Annotated in this window: 12 protein-coding genes and 1 tRNA gene; 6 read left to right on the forward strand and 7 right to left on the reverse strand. The window is 65.6% G+C overall.

Features of this window, described 5'->3' with window-relative positions; all coding sequences use genetic code 11:
* The first annotated feature begins 18 nt into the window (after positions 1–18).
* Both QN350_RS11220 and adhE read left to right on the forward strand, forming a co-directional pair.
* On the forward strand, positions 19–1,164 hold the full coding sequence (locus QN350_RS11220; protein ID WP_322137575.1) for a cysteine desulfurase family protein: 1,146 nt from the start codon (positions 19–21) through the stop codon (positions 1,162–1,164).
* Between the two features lie 216 nt (positions 1,165–1,380).
* Positions 1,381–4,110 (forward strand): bifunctional acetaldehyde-CoA/alcohol dehydrogenase, encoded by a 2,730-nt coding sequence (adhE, locus tag QN350_RS11225; RefSeq protein ID WP_323516395.1) that lies wholly within the window; start codon positions 1,381–1,383, stop codon positions 4,108–4,110.
* A gap of 106 nt (positions 4,111–4,216) precedes the next feature.
* On the opposite strand, the gene QN350_RS11230 is transcribed toward adhE, so the two are convergent.
* Together QN350_RS11230 and QN350_RS11235 are read right to left on the reverse strand one after the other, a co-directional pair.
* Positions 4,217–4,630, reverse strand: coding sequence for a tautomerase family protein (locus tag QN350_RS11230; RefSeq protein WP_322137577.1), 414 nt, complete (start codon positions 4,628–4,630; stop codon positions 4,217–4,219).
* Positions 4,631–4,741: 111 nt separating this feature from the next.
* A complete protein-coding gene (locus tag QN350_RS11235; RefSeq protein ID WP_416172993.1) occupies positions 4,742–6,241 on the reverse strand; it encodes a CoA-acylating methylmalonate-semialdehyde dehydrogenase in 1,500 nt (499 codons plus the stop codon).
* 97 nt (positions 6,242–6,338) lie between these two features.
* Here QN350_RS11235 and QN350_RS11240 point away from each other — a divergent pair, with 97 nt between their 5' ends.
* From QN350_RS11240 to QN350_RS11250, 3 genes are all read left to right on the forward strand, one after another.
* Positions 6,339–6,962 carry a LysE family transporter gene (locus QN350_RS11240; RefSeq protein WP_281535446.1) on the forward strand — a complete coding sequence of 208 codons (624 nt, stop codon included), beginning with the start codon at positions 6,339–6,341 and terminating at the stop codon, positions 6,960–6,962.
* A 471-nt stretch (positions 6,963–7,433) separates the two neighbouring features.
* Positions 7,434–8,207 carry a hypothetical protein gene (locus QN350_RS11245; RefSeq protein WP_322137579.1) on the forward strand — a complete coding sequence of 258 codons (774 nt, stop codon included), beginning with the start codon at positions 7,434–7,436 and terminating at the stop codon, positions 8,205–8,207.
* 396 nt (positions 8,208–8,603) lie between these two features.
* Positions 8,604–8,930, forward strand: a complete 327-nt coding sequence (locus tag QN350_RS11250; protein ID WP_322137580.1) for a hypothetical protein — start codon at positions 8,604–8,606, stop codon at positions 8,928–8,930.
* 174 nt (positions 8,931–9,104) lie between these two features.
* On the opposite strand, the gene QN350_RS11255 is transcribed toward QN350_RS11250, so the two are convergent.
* The 5 genes from QN350_RS11255 to QN350_RS11275 form a co-directional block, all read right to left on the reverse strand.
* Positions 9,105–10,295: an LCP family protein gene (locus QN350_RS11255; protein ID WP_323502845.1), complete on the reverse strand. Its 1,191-nt coding sequence runs from the start codon at positions 10,293–10,295 to the stop codon at positions 9,105–9,107.
* A 317-nt stretch (positions 10,296–10,612) separates the two neighbouring features.
* Positions 10,613–11,086 (reverse strand): GNAT family N-acetyltransferase, encoded by a 474-nt coding sequence (locus QN350_RS11260; RefSeq protein ID WP_322140330.1) that lies wholly within the window; start codon positions 11,084–11,086, stop codon positions 10,613–10,615.
* A gap of 120 nt (positions 11,087–11,206) precedes the next feature.
* A tRNA-Met gene (locus QN350_RS11265) sits at positions 11,207–11,280 on the reverse strand.
* A 165-nt stretch (positions 11,281–11,445) separates the two neighbouring features.
* Complete coding sequence (locus QN350_RS11270; RefSeq protein WP_322137584.1) at positions 11,446–14,346, reverse strand: UPF0182 family protein; 2,901 nt, start codon at positions 14,344–14,346, stop codon at positions 11,446–11,448.
* A 125-nt stretch (positions 14,347–14,471) separates the two neighbouring features.
* On the reverse strand, positions 14,472–15,605 hold the full coding sequence (locus QN350_RS11275) for a PDZ domain-containing protein (protein WP_322137585.1): 1,134 nt from the start codon (positions 15,603–15,605) through the stop codon (positions 14,472–14,474).
* A 129-nt stretch (positions 15,606–15,734) separates the two neighbouring features.
* On the opposite strand from QN350_RS11275, the gene QN350_RS11280 reads away from it, so the two are divergent.
* Positions 15,735–16,347, forward strand: a 613-nt coding sequence (locus QN350_RS11280; protein ID WP_323516397.1) for a zinc-dependent metalloprotease, incomplete at its 3' end; no start/stop codon positions are given.

Here is a 16,347-nt window from a genome sequence, read left to right on the forward strand (position 1 = left end):
CCACCGAAGGAGCCCGGAGTGATCTACCTCGACAACGCAGCGACGACGCCCGTGCGCCGCGAAGTCCTCGAGGCGATCTGGCCGGTGCTCACGACCGGCTACGGCAATCCCTCGAGCCACCACCGGGTCGGCGAGGCCGCCGCGGCAGCCCTCGCCGAGGCGCGCGCGACCGTCGCCGCCGTCCTCGGCTGCCGCCCCGCCGAAGTGCTGTTCACGAGCGGCGGCACCGAGTCGGACAACCTCGCGATCAAGGGCATCGCCCTCGCCTCGCCCCGAGGCCGGCACCTGATCGTGTCCGCGATCGAACACGAAGCGGTCCTCGAGTCCTGCGACTACCTGCGCCGGTTGCACGGCTTCGAGGTCACGGTGCTCCCTGTGGATGCCCAGGGGTGCGTCGATCCCGAAGAGCTCGCCCGCGCCCTCACGCCCACAACGACCCTGGTCTCCGTGCAGTACGCCAACAACGAGGTCGGCACGGTACAGCCGATCACCGAGCTGTCCGCTCTCGCCGGCGTCCAGGGCGTGCCGTTCCACACCGACGCCGTCCAGGCAGCCGGCTGGTTGCCGCTCTCCGTCGCCCGGCTCGGGGTGGACGCGCTCAGCATCTCCGGGCACAAGCTCGGCGCGCCCCAGGGAACGGGGGCGCTCTTCGTGCGCCGCCGCGTGAGACTCGAACCCGTCCAGCATGGCGGCGGCCAGGAGCGCGGCACCCGGAGCGGCACCGAGAACGTCGCAGGGGCCGTCGGCCTCGCGACGGCGATGCGGCTTGCCGAGACCGAACGCACAGCGAACGCTCCCCGCGTCGCGGCCCTCCGCGACGCGTTCATTGCCGAAGTCCTCGCCGCAGCCCCCGGCGCACGTCTCACCGGGCATCCGCTGCAGCGCTTGCCGGGTACGGCGTCGTTCGTGTTCCCAGGCACGAGCGGCGAGGCCGTCCTGCTCGAGCTGGAGGGTGAGGGCATCGTCTGCTCGAGCGGCTCGGCGTGTGCGGCGGGCAGCGACGAGCCCTCGCCCTCCCTCACCGCCATGGGGTTTCCCACAGAGGTCGCCCAGACCGCAGTCCGCTTCACGCTCGGCGCGTCGACGACCGGCGCCGAGCTCTCCGAAACCGCCCGCGCCGTCGGTCTCGCGGTCGCGACGATTCGAGGGCTCGGCCGACGTTAAATCAGGCCGTGGAATCTGCGGAATTTCTACGAATCGTAGAAATCGAAGAGCTGATCACGTCGGATGAAAAACAGGCCTTCAATCAGCTAAAATGCTCAATTGAAACGTGGAAATGCCGACACCCTGCCCATCGATAAAGATGCGTCTCTCGGCGTGGGGTCGTAAGCTTGCCTAAAGAGGCGAAAAGCCCAAGTTGGGCCGCCGAAGAGGGGCACCATGACCATTACGGACAAACCAGTCACTGAGTCACTTGCTAGCCAAATCGACTCACTCGTTCAGGGAGCACAGCAGGCGCTCACCGAATACGCCGATTTCACACAAGAGCAGATCGACCACATCGTCAAAAAGGCCTCCGTCGCGGCCCTCAGCAAACATGCCGAGCTCGCCGTCCACGCAGTAGCCGAAACCGGTCGTGGTGTATTCGAGGACAAGGCCGTGAAGAACCTGTTCGCGTGCGAGCACGTCACGAACTCGATGCAGAATCTTAAGACCGTTGGCATTATTAGCCGCGACGCAATTACCGGAATCACAGAAATCGCCGAGCCGGTCGGTGTTATCGCAGGTATCACCCCGGTGACCAACCCCACCTCGACTGCAATCTTCAAATCCCTTATCGCCATTAAGACCCGCAACCCGATCATCTTCGGCTTCCACCCGGGAGCGCAGCAGTCTTCCGTAGCAGCCGCCCGCATTGTGCGCGACGCGGCGATCGCCGCCGGCGCCCCCAAGAACTGCGTGCAGTGGATCGAAGTTCCTTCCCTCGAGGCCAGCACGCTCCTGATGAACCACCCCGGTGTTGCGACCATCCTCGCGACCGGTGGCAACGCCATGGTCCGCGCCGCGTACTCCTGCGGCAAGCCGGCCCTCGGCGTCGGTGCGGGCAACGTCCCGGCATTCATCGAGAAGAGCGCCAAGCTCAAGCGCGCCGTCAACGACGTCGTACTCTCGAAGTCCTTCGACTACGGCATGATCTGCGCATCCGAGCAGGCCGTCATCATCGAAGAGCCGCTCTACGCAGAGGCCCTCGTCGAATTCAAGAAGCTGCACGCGTACATCGTGACGCCTGCGGAGAAGACCCTCCTCGAAGAGTTCATCTTCGGCGTCCAGGCCCACTCGGAGAACTGTGGCGGCGCCAAGCTGAACGCCTCCGTCGTCGGCAAGTCGCCGGTGTGGATCGCCCAGCAGGCCGGCTTCACCGTTCCCGAAGACACCTCGATCATCATGGTCGAGGTCGGCAGCGTCGGACCGCAGGAACCGATGACGCGCGAAAAGCTCGCCCCGGTGCTCGCCGTCCTGCACGCCAAGGATGCAGAAGAGGGCATCACGCTCTCCGAGCAGATGGTGGAATTCGACGGACTCGGCCACTCTGGCTCGATCCACAGCGAGAACCCCGCGATCATCGAGGAATTCGGCATTCGCGTCAAGGCCGTCCGGATCATCACCAACGCCCCGAGCTCGCTCGGCGGCATCGGTGACATCTACAACGCCTTCATCCCCTCGCTGACGCTCGGCTGTGGCTCGTACGGACACAACTCCGTCTCGAACAACGTGTCGGCCATCAACCTCATCAACATCAAGCGGATCGGTCGAAGGAACAACAACTTGCAGTGGTTCAAGGTCCCCGCCAAGACGTACTTCGAGCCGAACGCCATCCGCTACCTGGCGGACATGCGCCACGTCGAGCGCGTCACGATCGTCACCGACTCGACCATGACGAAGCTCGGCTTCGTCGACAAGATCCTCGACGTGCTCAACCGCCGCGAGAACCGCGTCTCCCTCCAGATCATCGACAACGTGCTCCCCGAGCCCACCGTTGCCGCGGTCAAGAAGGGCGCAGAGGAAATGCGGGCCTTCAAGCCCGACACGATCATCGCCCTCGGTGGCGGTTCGCCCATGGACGCCGCGAAGGTCATGTGGCTCCTCTACGAACACCCCGAAATCGAATTCGCCGACATGAAGGAAAAGTTCTTCGACGTGCGCAAGCGCGCGTTCAAGTTCCCCGACCTCGGCGAACTGGCCCAGCTCGTCTGCATCCCGACCACCTCGGGCACCGGTTCGGAAATGACGCCCTTCGCGGTCATCACCGATGAGGTCACCGGAGTCAAGTACCCGCTCGCGGACTACGCACTCCTTCCGAACGTCGCGATCATCGACCCCGCGCTCACCGCAGCAATGCCGTCCTTCCTCGTCGCCGACTCCGGCTTCGACGCTCTGACGCACGCGACAGAGGCCTATGTGTCGGTCTACGCGAACGACTTCACCGACGGCATGTGCCTGCACGCGATCAAGCTGATCTTCGAGAACATCGAGACCTCGGTCAACGGCACGCAGAACAGCACCGACGACAAGGTCATCAAGGCACGCGAGAAGATGCACAACGCATCCTCGATCGCCGGAATGGCGTTCGGTAACGCGTTCCTCGGAATTTGTCACGCGATGGCCCACGTCACCGGCGCGCAGATGCACCTCATCCACGGACGAGTGAACGCGACCTACCTGCCGCACGTGATCCGCTACAACGGCAAGATCCCGACCAAGCTGACCAGCTGGCCCAAGTACGAGACCTACATCGCTCCCGAGCGCTTCCAGCAGATCGCGAAGCACCTGGGGCTGCCGGCCTCGACTCCTGAAGTGGGCATCGAGTCGTACGCGACCGCCGTTGAGAAGCTGCGCGACGCCGTGCACATCAAGCCGTCGTTCCAGGCCCAGGGCGTCGTGGAGGAAGACTTCATCGGTCGCCTCGACTCGCTCGCCATGGGTGCCTACGGCGACCAGTGCGCACCGGCCAACCCGCGGATGCCGATGCTCGCCGACATGAAGACCATCATGGAGGCCGCGTACTACGGCACCTCGTTCGAAGAGGTTCGCGCAGGTCGTTCGGCAGCAGCAGCTGCCGCCGAGTCCAACACGGACGCCAAGAAGCCGGCCCGCAAGGCAGGCAAGTAGGTTCACCCGCTGAATCCGTACTGAAACAGGTTGGGGGGGGGCCCCCAACCTGTTTCTTCATACCGAACGCCGGGAACCGCCCGGCACTGGCGAACCGAGCCGGGTCTTACTCGGCTCCGCTCGCCGGAACGGCGATCTCCCCCGTGATGTACTGCGCCACTCCGAAACCGAACGACCAGTCCTCCGGTCCGCTCTCCACGTAGCCGATGAAGACATCCGTGCCGGCAACCCCGACCGCGGCCAGGCGTGCGTTGATGCCGGCGTACAGCTCCTGCTTCGCCTGAACGCTGCGGCCTCGCTGAGTGAAGATCTGGATCATCACGACGCCATCGCCGCGTTCGAAGCCCAGGCCGGCGTCCTGGGCGATGATAGAGCCGGGCTCGTGCTGGGTGACGATCTGGAAGCGGTCACGGAGCGGAATTCCATAGGCTTCGACGATCGCTTCGTGGATGGCGTCGGCAATCAGGCGGACGTCGGTAGCGGTGCGGCCTCGGTTGAGGTCGATGCGGACCAGGGGCATGCTGTCTCCTTGCACAAATGCGGGATTGTTTCCGCATCCATCCTCCCAGCCCGGCATTCCCGTACCCGGTACGGTTCTCTGCCAGCGCATTCCCCGGAGCGGATCCGGCTGCTATCGGTTCTGGGGGAAGCCCAGGTTGATGCCGCCGTGGCTCGGGTCGAGCCAGCGGCTGGTGATCGCCTTGCCGCGGGTGAAGAAGTGCACGCCCTCTGCGCCGTGGGCCTTGGTGTCGCCGAAGAGCGAGTTCTTCCAGCCGCCGAAGGAGAAGTACGCAACCGGGACCGGGATCGGCACGTTGATGCCGATCATGCCGACCTCGATCTCGTTCTGGAACCGGCGCGCGGCCCCGCCGTCGTTGGTGAAGATCGCGGTGCCGTTGCCGAAAGCCCCCGCGTTGATCAGGGCGACGCCCTCCTCGTAGCTGTCGACCCGGACGATGCCGAGTACGGGGCCGAAGATCTCCTCGGTGTATGCCTTCGAGGTGACGGGGAGGTGGTCGATCAGGGTCGGGCCGAGCCAGAACCCGTTCTGGTCTCCGTCGACCTCGATGCCGCGACCGTCGACGACGATCGTCGCGCCGTCATCCGCTGCGATCTCGATGTAGCTCGCGACCTTGTCCCGGTGCACCTCGGTGATGAGCGGGCCCATGTCGCAGGAGCGACGGCCGTCGCCGACGGTCAGGGCCGTCATCCGGGAGACGATCTTCCCGACCAGCTCGTCGGCGACCGGTTCGACGGCGACGACGACGCTGATGGCCATGCACCGCTCCCCCGCACTGCCGAAGCCGGCATTGACCGCGGAGTCGGCGACGAGATCGAGGTCGGCGTCCGGGAGCACGAGCATGTGGTTCTTCGCGCCACCGAGGGCCTGCACGCGCTTGCCGTGCCGGGTGCCGGTCTCGTAGACGTAGCGAGCGATCGGGGTCGATCCGACGAAGGAGATCGCCTTGACGTCGGGGTGCGTGAGCAGGCCGTCGACGGCCACTTTGTCGCCGTGCAGGACCGTGAAGACTCCGTCGGGAAGACCGGACTCCTTCAGGAGCCTGGCGAGCCAGATCGCCGCGCTCGGGTCCTTCTCACTGGGCTTGAGGATCACCGTGTTGCCTGCGGCGATGGCGATCGGGAAGAACCACATCGGCACCATCGCCGGGAAGTTGAACGGGCTGATCACTCCGACGACGCCGAGGGCCTGCCTGGTGGAGTAGACGTCGACACCGGTGGCGACGTTCTCCGAATACTCGCCCTTGAGCAGGTGCGGGATACCGCAGGCGAACTCGACGACTTCGAGTCCCCTGGTGATCTCGCCGAGGGCGTCGGAGAGCACCTTGCCGTGCTCGCTCGTGAGGATCTCGGCCAGCTCACCCTTGCGGGCGTTGAGCAGTTCGCGGAAGGTGAAGATGATCGACTGCCGCTTCGCGATCGACAGGTCGCGCCAGGCGGGGAACGCGGCCTTGGCGGATGCGACCGCGGCCTCGATCTCGCCGGCGTCGGCGAGGGGGACGTTCTTCGTGACGGTGCCGAGGGCCGGGTCGAAGACGGGAGAGGTACGGCCGGACACGCCGGCGCGCTCGGCGCCATCGATCCAGTGCGGGACAACGGGTACTTCGCTCATGGCACTCATCTCTCTCGGACGACGACGTCGGGGAACGCGTCGATTCTGACACAACCCGCCGGAATCCACGGGATCGGGCAGGCCCTAGGCTGGAGCGGTGCAATTCTCCCTCTGGCTGGCCCTCGTCGGTGCGGGAGCTCTGATCAGTTTCACGCCCGGTGCTGGGGCGATCAACACCATGAGCAACGCCCTCAATTCCGGGTTCCGCCGCTCCATCTGGGGCATCCTCGGCCAGCAGGCTGCGCTCGTCGTACACATCACGATCGTTGCCCTTGGGGTGGGGCTGCTCGTCGCCAATTCGCCCGTCGCCTTCAACATCATCCGGTACGCGGGCGCCGCCTACCTCGTTTATCTGGGCATCCGGCAGTTCCTGGCCAGGCCGAGCCTGGACGCCGAGAGCGCCCAGGCGCTCCGGGACGAGCCACGCTGGTCGATGTTCCGTCGCGGCCTCTGGGTCAACCTGTTGAATCCGAAGGCGATCGTCTTCTTCCTCGCGTTCCTCCCCCAGTTCATCCGGCTCGATCGTCCCGTGCTGCCGCAGTACCTGATCGCTGCTGCCACGGTGATCGTGATCGACGTGCTCGTGATGTGGCTCTTCTTCGCGGGAACGGCCCGGTCATTCCAGCGCTTCACGAGGGATGCGCGGGGTCAGCGGGTGCTGAACCGCATCTTCGGTGTTCTTTTCGTCGGCGTCGGCATTCTGCTCGCCGCCATCCACTGACCGACTACCGGCCGATGGCCGATACCCGGGGTTCGGCTCGTTGTCGAGTGAGCCGGATTCATCTGCGGTTTATTGGGCTCAACTGGGTTAAGTGCCTGATAGCGTCGGGTTATGAAACTGTCTTGGGGGGCGGCTCTGACTGCCGCGGTTGCTGTTCTGGCCTTGTCTGGGTGTTCCTCGGCGCTTCCCGGCCCCTCGCCGACTGATTTCGCGGGCCCGACACCCGTCGTTTCGCCAACGCCCGTCTCACTGGGCCATTCGCCCCTGACGTGTTCCGATCTGGTGTCATCGGCCGATGCGAGCACTGCGCTCGCGTCGCCATCAGCGCCCGCCGACTTTTCCACGCTCTTGTCGAATCCCGTTCCGGCCGATTTTGCTTCGACTCTGGCGGGCGGAGTTCGGTGCGCGTGGCTCGCGGACGGTTCACACGGAACCTATTCGAAATTCCCTGGCCAGCCCGGAGTGCCTTGGTTGGACGTTGAGATCCTTCCCGGTGCCGCAACGGCCTGGAGGTCGTACACGACCGGCGATGGGCCTGGCGGGCCCTCCACGACGGCGTTTGCCGGGTTCAACGGCGTTCATTCCTGTGGCGACGGCGGCTGCGACGCAACGGCGCCGGTCGGCAGCGCCTGGGTGAGCATCACCGTGCATGACCCTGGGTTCGGCGTCGGGGACAGTCTCGTCGGAACAACCGAAGACGATGTCTTCGCCAAACTCGCCCCCGCAGCCACCGCGCTCTTCACTACCGTGCAAGAGGCCACGACGGCGCAGTTTGACTGGCCCGCAACCCCCGCCCGCACGTCAAGCCCCGAAGTCGAGCCCTGTTCCAGTTTCCTCAAGGCGCATGCTCTAGCCCAGGCCCTGGGCGTGCCGAGCATCGGCGACTACGCCAGCGATGCTCCGAGGCCCAATCAGGTTGTTTCGCTCGAGAGCACGGCGCTCCGCCAGGCAGGAATTGTGCACTGCACCGCGGGGACGGACAGTTCCGCACTCGCGGACTTCGACCTCCTCACCAACAACGCGGCCATCGTTGATCGAATTGCTGCGGGCCTGGCGCCCGACAGCACTCTGCACGCCGCTCCGCTCCCGAACCAGACGGGCACCGAGATGACCGTCTCCGCCTGTTCCTCCGTCCGGACCTTCTGCGACCTGTGGTTCAGTCTGAGTGCAGACGCCATCTATGTCGCCTTGGGCTCGACCGACCCGACGGCGATCGCGACGGCCATCATCGATCAGGCACGCTAGACGGCGCCGTTACGGGCCATCGGGCGACGTCAAAATCCACTCGCATCCCGAACACAGCCTCAGGTACAGCCATGTCAGATCAGCACACTCTCACAGCGTCGTCCCGATCCCCCGCCGCGACCTCGCCGACCAGGCGAACTGATGAGACGAGATAGGATCACGGTCATGGGGACAGCTGCACGGGCGTGTCTCGCTACCGCACTTGTCTTGGTGCTCGGAGCGGGTGCTTCTGGATGCGCGGCACATAATCAGTCAACCATCGACACCCGTAGCGCGCTCACAAGTTGTGACGAGATTGTGCCCCCGAGAGTTGCGGCGGACATCATCGGGTCGGGTGGACGCCTTGTTCACGTTGAGGCGAAGGAGCCTGACGCCGTCAGCCCACTCGTCGACAGGATGGTCACGGACGGCATCGCGTGCGGTGCCAGCGTCCACGGCGCTGAAGTTATCGACGGCGCCGTGATTATTGGCCAGCTTGCCACGAACAAGGGCCAGTGGGATTCAATCCAAACTGAGTTTGCTACCGAGGGGCATGTGCCTAGCGATGATTTCGGAATCGCAGGCTGGGTGTATTTCTCAAAGCCCACCGACGTCCCAGGGGCGGGCAGTGGATTCGCCTGGCGCGACGGGGTGCTTTACTACTTGATCAACCCCATGATGCTTGCGTTCGTGCCGGCATTCGCCTCGGAATTTGCCGACGCGAATCGACCTCCCGCCGAGTGAGTCTGTCGCCGCCGCGTGACTGTCGACTTCGACCTGGCGACTAGTCGTCCTTGCTGCATATGCTCGGCAGCGGTTTGACCTGTCGCGCTCGCGGGCAGCACAGCACCGGTCGGCGTGGGCGTCGGCAAGGGCCCTGAAGGCATTGAACCCCGCTTCAGTCCCGTGAGCGATCATCTAGCTGCCTTTGCTGCAGGTCTGCTCCGCAGCGGTTTGCCCTGTCACGCTCGCGGGCAGTACCGCACCTGTCGGCGTGGGCGTTGGCGCGGGCCCCGCAGTGGTTGCAGGGACTGATGCCGAGGGTGATGGGCTCGCTGGTGCCGCTGGGGCAGGTGCGGGCGTAGCGGAGGGGTCGAGGACGGCCGCCCTGCCCGGCAGGCCGCTGAGGACGATGGGCTGATCGGCGACGAGTGCCGCGTTGACCAGCTCGGCCCCGCTCGACTGCGGCACAACCCGGTCGACGTCCCGAGGATCGGCAACCGTCGGGTACTGCAGGAACACCATGTTCGCCAGTCCCGTGTCCTTGAGTGCGAGGGCGATCTGGACCAGCGTCGTCGGATTTGTGAGCGTGTCGGACAGGACCATATTGCTCGTGGCTGCTTTCGCCAAGGAAAACAGTGTGACCGGGTTTCCCAGCACTCCGCCGCTCTCGACCTTCCGGGCCAGGGCGGCCATGAACACTTGCTGGTTGCTGATTCGGCCCAGGTCGCTGCCGTCGCCGACACCGTGCCGGCTCCGCAGGAATGAGAGGGCCTCGTCGCCCACAATGGTTCGTTGGCCGGCAGCCAGGTGCAGGGGCGGGTTGGTATTGAGATCGTTGATCGGCGACGCGATGCAGACCGTGACGCCACCGACGGCGTTGGACATCGCCGTGACGCCATTGAAGCTGATCTGCGCGGCGAAGGGGATCCGGAGCCCGGTGAGCTTTTCGATCGTCGAGACAACACACGAGAGCCCGCCGCGCGCGAGGGTCGTGTTCATCATCACCCGACTCGACGCAGACGCTGTCGACCCGTCCGCTTTCGGGCACTCCGGAACAGGGATCATCAGGTCTCTGGGGAAACTGATCACGCTCACGCTCTGGTGGTTCTCGGCGATGTGCAGCAGCATCGTGACGTCGTTGCTGCCGGCGCCGGAGCTTGCCTCCAGTTCCGCACTCGTTGCGTATGCCCCGCCCTGCCCCGTGCGGGTGTCCGTGCCGGTCAGGAGAAGGTTGACCCCACCGGTGATCGCGGCCACGTCCGCACCCGAAGCCGTCGTGCCTGGCGTATCCGCGTTGTGGGCAAGGTGGATTCCGGGTTTCACGCTGCTGGCAACATCCCAGGCGGCTACGGCGACGACCGTGCCTGTGCTGACCGTGAGCACCACGACAGCGAACGCAAGAAACCGTCCTATGGAGCGCACAGGACCGCGGCGGCCGAGCCGTCCATGCCGGACCGGCACACCGGCGCCGCGTTCATTTTTCCGCAATTGTCCGTCGTTTGCCATACAGTGCCTGCCGTTCCCCACTTGGAATGACCGCCACTGTATGCACGGTGCATCGTGAGTGAGTCTAGCGAAACTCTTCGGCGTATCCGGCATTGACCGGTACGGTGATTGAAGTCACAGATTTGCCGGTCAAATACCCATTTTCGACCTACACCGACCTTCCGGCCTTGCCCGGCCAGAGGTCGGCACCGCGCGCGTCACCGCGCAGTCGCCGCAAGCAGAATGGTCAGGAAGATGCTGTTGGGGTCGAGGGCGTACCCGGCGAAGGGCGGGCATTCGCTGAAGCCGCTGCGCCGGTAGAGCCGGCGGGCCGGAGCGAAATAGTCCTGGGTTCCCGTCTCCAGGCTGACGCGTCCGATGCCCCGGTGGCGTGCGTCGTCGAGGATGTGCGAGAGGAGTCTGGCGGCCACGCCGCGGCCGCGCGCCTCCTGCGTTGTGCGCATGGACTTGAGCTCGGCGTGGTCGGTGGTCAGTTCCTTGATGGCTCCGCAGCCGACAAGGGTGCGGCCCTCCCGCGCGGTCCAGAATCTGATCTCCGGGGCAGACAGGGCTTCGAGGTCGAGGGCGTGGACACTTTCCGCCGGCGAGGAGGCAAACATGTCCGCCAGGTGCTCAGTGAGGAGCCGATGGACGTCGGGTCGCGAGGGATCGTCCCTGTCGATTGTGAACATTCCGGCGCTTCCTGGCTCGGCAGGAGGCAGAGGCGGGATCGTGCGGCTGGTCATCCACCGAGGCTACCGGGCCCGGGCAAGAAAAAAGCCCCCGGAACCATATGGTTCCGGGGGCATCTGTTGCGGGGGCAGGATTTGAACCTACGACCTCTGGGTTATGAGCCCAGCGAGCTACCGAACTGCTCCACCCCGCGCTACAAAAAGTAGCTTATCACAGCCTTGAGGCCCAGTCGAACCACGCGGCGGCGTGCATGCTGCCCGGGTTCAGCCGCGGCACGCGTGCGTTGTGCTTCACGCACTGACGGCCGGCTCCCGGAGGGGAGCCGACCGTCAGTGCGTGCCGTTGGTGCTGGTGCCTGCTACTTGCCGAGGAGGGACAGCATGCTCGCGACCGTGTCGGAGAGCTTCTTGTCCGCTACGCCGTATGCCGCGAAGTCGCCGGCGGTGAGTGCCGCCTGCTTGTCCGCGATGGCCTGCTTGGCGACGGCCAGGAGCGCCTGGAGCTGGGCATCCGTTGCCGGGTTGCCCGTCGTCGTCGAGGGTGTCGTCGTGCCCCCGGTCGTCGGCGTCGTCGTTCCGGTCGTCGGCACCGAGGTGTCCCCTGCCTGAGCGCCCGAACTGCCGCCGAAGAGCACGTCGAGCGCCTTGTTCAGGGTGTCCTCGAAGGCGATCTGGTCTCCGAAGGCCACGAGAACCTTCTGCAGCAGCGGGTAGCTGGTCTCACCCGTCGACTGCACGTAGACCGGCTGCACGTACAACAGCCCGCCACCGACCGGCAGCGTCAGCAGGTTGCCGTTCAGTACCTTCGACTGGCCCTGCTTCAACAGGTTGAGCTGGGTCGATACTGTCGGGTCGGCGTTGAACTTCGCCTGCACCTGGCCGGGGCCAGGCACGGTATTGGCCTTGGGCAGGGTGAGCAGGCGGAGTTTTCCGTACTCCGCCGACCTGACCCCGTTGGTGTCGCCGGCATCCGAGTCGACGGCGAGGTAGCCGGTGAGCACGTTCCGGCTCGTGGTGCCCGTCGCGTCGGGGATGAAGGTCGAGTACAGCGTGAACGCCGGCTTCTTCGAGCCGGGTACCTGCATGGTCAGGTAGTACGGCGGCTGGAGGGTCGTGTTCGTCGTCGGCGACACCGGGTCGTTCGGCGTGGTCCACGCGTCGTCGTGCGAGTAGAACGAGCCGGGGTCGGTCACGTGGTACTGGCTGAGAATGTGGCGCTGCACCTTGAAGAGGTCGGCCGGGTACCGGACGTGACTCATCAGCTGGCCGCTCATGTCACTCATCGGCTTGACCGTGGTCGGGAAGATCTTCTGCCAGGTCTTCAGGATCGGGTCCGTGGTGTCCCAGGCGTAAAGGGTGACCGAGCCGTCGTAGGCGTCGACCGTTGCCTTGACCGAGTTGCGCATGTAGTTAATCTTGTCGAGCGCGAACGGCTGGGCGGGTGTCTCGGTGTCCGTGATGGCGTCGCTGAGGCCGACGGGCGTCGAATATGGATAGTCGGCGCTCGTCGTGTAGCCGTCGACGATCCACTTCACCCGGCCGTCGACGACGGAGGGGTATGCGGAGGAGTCGAGTGTCAGGTACGGGGCGACCTTCTGAACGCGGGTGACGGGGTCGCGGTCGTAGAGGATCTGCGACTGGTCGTTGACGTCGTTGGCCAGGAAGATCTGCTCGGACTGGAACTTGAGCGCATAGATGAGCTTGTTGAACGCGTTGTCGAGCTTCGGTCCGCCGTTGCCGGTGAACGTCGTGTACGTCTGCTGGGCGCCGTCGGTGCCGGACGGATAGTCCAGCTCGACGGGCGTGGTGCCGGCGGCAGCGCCGACGATCGAGTACGGCGGCGAGTTCTCGCCGAAGTAGATCCGGGGCTCGTAGGTGCCGAGCGATCCGGTGGTGGGGATGCCCGACTCGAGGAACACGGGCTGGCCGTCGGCCGACCTCTGGTTGCCGTATGCCGCGACGACGCCATAACCGTGGGTGTAGACGATGGTCGAGTTGACCCAGGTGTTGCCGGCGTTGAGCCCGGACAGCTTGAGGTCACGCACGGAGACGACGGTGTCCTGCGACTTGCCGTCGATCGTGTACCGGTCGACGTCGAGGTTCTTCGGGAACTGGTAGTACTGCTTGAACTGCTCGAGCTGCGAGAAGGCGTCGCTCACGAGGGCGGGGTCGAGGATCCGGATGTTGGCGGTCGTCGTCGCATCCGCCCGGAGGGCCCCGGGCTCTGCGGTCGTGGTCGCGTTGTACGGGACCTCGGTGACACCGGAGAGGTCGTATGCGTTCCGGGTGAGGTCGATGTTCCGTTGGATGTATTCGGCTTCGAGGGACTTGGCGCTCGGGTCGACCTGGAAGCGCTGCACGACCCACGGGTAGAGGGAGCCGAGCAGGAGGCTCGTCACGATGAGGAGCGCCGTGCCGATGACGGGGAGGCGCCAGCGTCCGATGATGGCCGTGACGAGGAAGAGGATCGCGACGACGGCCGCGATCCCGGCGAGGATGGCCCGGCCGGGGATGGTGGCGTGGGTGTCGGTGTAGCCGGCACCGGTGATCAGGTCGTTCGTGGTGGTGAGCGTCGAGTACTGGTCGAGCCAGATGCTGAGGGCCTGCAGGACGAGGTAGAGGCTCGCGGTGACGGCGATCTGGACGCGAGCGGCCTTGGAGACGAGGATCTCCCTGCCGCTGACCCGGATCGAGCCGTACAGGTAGGTGGTTGCGATCGCGACGATCGCCGAGATGAGCACGACGGCGGAGGCGAAGCCCAGGAACGCCTGGAAGAAGGGCAGGTCGAACAGGTAGAACGACACGTCGAGGTGGAACTGCGGGTCAGTGGTGCCGGTGTCGGTGCGGTTCAGCCACATCAGCACGACCTGCCAGCGGGTGGCGGCGGCGACGCCGGCGAACAGGCCGAGGAGCGCGGGGATGCCGTACATGGCGAGGCGGCGGAGCGGCTCGATGACCTGCTGGTACCGGTCGAGCTGCGAATTGAGCTTCGCGTAGACGGGACGCATCCGGTAGGCGATCTGGATGCTGACGAAGACCGGGATCGCCATGGCGAGGAAGCCGACGAAGAAGAGGGAGGCACCTGCCGCCCACTGGGTGGTCAGCACGCTCAGGAAACCGAGCTGGTTGAACCAGAGCACGTCGGCGTAGAGGCCGGCGAACACAAAGAACAGAATCACCAGCCCCGCGATGATGGCGGCCGTAATGGCGAGGGGGGCACGACTCCTGCGAGGAGCGTTTCCGGTGGATTGTGACGTCACGAATGGGCCTCTTGGTCTGTAAATCGGCGGTCAGGCCTCATTCTAGACAGGCGTTCTGGGAGCAGGCCTGCCAGCTGGCCCCAAGCCGGCTCCGAGTTCGCTGCAAGGCGGCTGGAGTAGGCCCGTTACTTCACGGGACAGTGCGGGAGTGCGCTCGTATCGGCCCCGGTCTTGACTGCGTTCAGCGCCGTGAGCGCCTGGTCGAGGGTCGTGACCGAGAAGACCGTGAGACCGTCCGGGATGTGGCCGGTCACCTCGTCGCAATCGTCCGCGGGGGCCAGGAACCAGTCCGCTCCGGCGCTGCGGGCACCGGCGAGTTTCTGGCGGATGCCGCCGATCGGGCCCACCGTGCCGGCCTGGTCGATCGTGCCGGTGCCTGCGACGTTCTCGCCGCCCTGGAGGAGCCCGGGAGTGAGCTTGTCGATGATGCCGAGCGCGAACATCATGCCGGCGCTCGGGCCGCCGACCTGGTCGAGCTGGATCGTGACCGTGAACGGGAACTTGTACTCCGTCTTGACGTTGATCCCGATGATCGCGGAACCGTCTGAATCGACGGGGGTGACGGCGAGGTCCTGCGCGACGCCGCCGCGGACGATGCCGACGGTGGCGGGGACTCCGGCGCCGTTGGCCGTGAGTGCGGCACGGAGAGAGGCGATGTCGGTGATGGCGGCGCCGTTGACGGTGGCGATCTGGTCGTCGGCCTTGAGGACGCCCGTTGCCGGCGAACCATCGGGCAGCGACACCACGGAGACGATCGTCGGGTAGGTGTAGCCGAGGTTGGTCAGGGCCGCTGCGATCGCATCCTGCTGGGAGTTGACCATCTGCGCGGTGTTCTCCTCATCGCGCTGCTGCGTCGTGGTGTTCGAGGGGAACGCCGCCTCGATCGGGATGACGGCCTGGCTGGAGTCCAGCCAGGCGCCGGCGACCTTGAGCCAGCTCGGGCGGTTGTCCGGGTTGCCGACGAGGGACACCGTGAGCATGTCGAGCGTTCCGTCGGTCGGGAAGGTCTCCGCGCCGTCGATGGTGATCAGGGGCCGGTCAGCGCCGTCCTGTGAGATCGTGGAGCCGATCGTGTTGTAGACGGGGCCTGGCTTCTCGATGACGTACGGGGCCGGGGTGACACCGAGGACGATGCCGCAGGCGAGGGCGATGCTGAGCACGATCCAGCCGGCCTTGACTGCCCGCCGGGAGCGAGGCGAGCGCTTCTCCCAGGTGGTGCCGGAGTCGAGTGGCGTCGGGTCGTCGGTGAAGAGGGCCACCGGGCTCCTTCCAGGTTGTGCCGGGCGTTCGCGGCAAGCGGACACCAGACCTCTCAGCGTAGGTCATTTCCCAGTTCGGGCCGGGCGTCTCGGACTAGCGTAGAAGCAAGCGACTGAGAGGTGCCTGAAGTGCCCGACGACTCCCGACCCGACGAGGGTCCCAACCCGGAAGACGAATTCCGGGACATGTTGCGCGACATCCTGTCGGGCAAGTCCTCCATCGATCCGAGCCAGCTCGCCGGGGCGGCCGGCCTGCCGGCAGACCCGGCCAGCATCAACGCTCTCATGCAGCAGTTGCAGGGCGCCCTCCGCGGCAACGGCGACGGCGGCATCAGCTGGGACGCAGCACTCACGCAGGGCCAGAACAAGGCGGCCGAGGGTCAGGTCGCCGTCACCCCCGCCGAGCACGCCGCCCTCGACGAGGCGTTCCATATTGCAGCGCTCTGGCTCGACGAGGTGACCGACATCGCCGAACTCACGGTCGTCCCTCGGCTCCTCACCCGCAAGGAGTGGGTCACCGAATCAATGCCGGTCTGGACCCAGTTGGCGGAGCCGGTGGCGAACAGCATCTCCGACTCCCTGACCAAGGTGCTCACCGACCAGGCCCCCGAAGAACTCAAGGGCATGATGGCCGGTGCGAGCAAGATGATGCGCAGCATCGGCGGCACCCTCTTCGCCATGCAGCTCGGCCAGGTCGTCGGCCAGCTCGCGAGCGAGGTCGTCTCCGGCGGCGACGTGGGCA

Source organism: Cryobacterium sp. 10I5 (genome assembly GCF_035019865.1).
Classification (GTDB): domain Bacteria; phylum Actinomycetota; class Actinomycetes; order Actinomycetales; family Microbacteriaceae; genus Cryobacterium; species Cryobacterium breve_A.

Excerpts from the sequence above, each read along its gene's own strand:
- QN350_RS11230 (WP_322137577.1), bottom strand. The coding sequence starts at position 4,630 with ATGCCCCTGGTCCGCATCGACCTCAACCGAGGCCGCACCGCTACCGAC.
- QN350_RS11260 (WP_322140330.1), bottom strand. The coding sequence starts at position 11,086 with ATGTTCACAATCGACAGGGACGATCCCTCGCGACCCGACGTCCATCGG.
- QN350_RS11250 (WP_322137580.1), top strand. The coding sequence starts at position 8,604 with ATGGTCACGGACGGCATCGCGTGCGGTGCCAGCGTCCACGGCGCTGAA.
- adhE (WP_323516395.1), top strand. The coding sequence starts at position 1,381 with ATGACCATTACGGACAAACCAGTCACTGAGTCACTTGCTAGCCAAATC.
- QN350_RS11235 (WP_416172993.1), bottom strand. The coding sequence starts at position 6,241 with ATGAGCGAAGTACCCGTTGTCCCGCACTGGATCGATGGCGCCGAGCGC.